This window comes from Bacteroides sp. 11BF (assembly GCF_019633765.1).
In the GTDB taxonomy this organism is placed as follows: Bacteria; Bacteroidota; Bacteroidia; order Bacteroidales; family Bacteroidaceae; genus Bacteroides; species Bacteroides hominis.
In genome coordinates this window covers 1-1,037 of record NZ_JAFKPJ010000067.1, presented here as the reverse complement: position 1 = coordinate 1,037, position 1,037 = coordinate 1, and the positions used below count along the sequence as shown (strand labels likewise).

Here is a 1,037-nt window from a genome sequence, read left to right as displayed (position 1 = left end):
TAACGTGAGTTCGACATAAAATCAAAAGATAGTAAGTTGCCCGTCATTGATAAAGTTCACTTCAATGGCGGGTTTCTTTTCAAAGAAACAATAGGCTGCGATAGCAGATAATGAATTGGCAATGAAATTGCTGAAAGAACGATGTCGTGAGTGTTCTATCTGTGCAATGTTTTTCAGCTCGTCATTGACTGTTTCAATCAACGCTCTCTTTCTGAGTAGGATCCTGTCGGCAATACTCATCAGGGAGTTCCTCATATTGTTTTTAACTTTAGTGACAAGTTGTATACCATTAAGGAAAAGATTCTCAAACAGAGCCTGGCCAATATATCCCTTGTCTGCACATAGTTTTCCTTTAATGTTCTTCAGAAACTTACCCTGCTTCAAGGGTTCCCGGTCATCCACATTTCCAGGTGTGAACATGAAATTGAGGATTTCACCCTTGTCATTGATTATCAGATGCAGCTTGAATCCGAAGAACCATCCCATGGAACATTTTCCTCGCTCTGCGAGCCCTTCAAATGTCTTATGAATCAGAATCCTTTGGTTACGACAGACATGTAAAGGAGTGGAGTCCACAAAACTGATACCGGTACAGGTTCCCAGCAGGACTTTCTTTATGAAAATGGTCAGGGGAAGCAACACCTCCTTCTCCAGTTCCACAAAACGGTTATAGGACACCCGGTGCGGAAACAGGTGTTCCAAATGTTTGCAGACATACTCTTTGTAATAATGCTTGAAGCAGCGGAAACCACCGGAGTGGAACAGAATAAGAATGACCATAATCTCCGCATCACTCATCCGGTTAGGCTTATTACGATGCCCGGTCTTCTTGTCTTCAATCATATATTTTTCCTGTTGAAACGAAAATTCCTTGCAAAAATCATCGGCCATACAATAAATCTCTGTAATTTTAGACTCTGAGAACATAGTGGTAATCGATTAAATGTTATAATTGGTCACTATAAATTTAATACTTTTATCGCTATGTTCCTAATTTTCAAATAAATAATTCTAACCCTTATATCGAACTCACGTTA

General features: G+C 39.5%; 1 protein-coding gene. It reads right to left on the bottom strand.

The window, feature by feature from the left end:
- Positions 1 to 21 precede the first annotated feature (21 nt).
- Positions 22 to 927, bottom strand: a complete 906-nt coding sequence (locus JZY04_RS21000; protein WP_005849325.1) for an IS982 family transposase — start codon at positions 925 to 927, stop codon at positions 22 to 24.
- Positions 928 to 1,037: the final 110 nt, after the last annotated feature.

Bases quoted from the DNA above. Each gene is read 5' to 3' on its own strand.
- JZY04_RS21000 (WP_005849325.1), bottom strand. From the start codon at position 927: ATGTTCTCAGAGTCTAAAATTACAGAGATTTATTGTATGGCCGATGAT.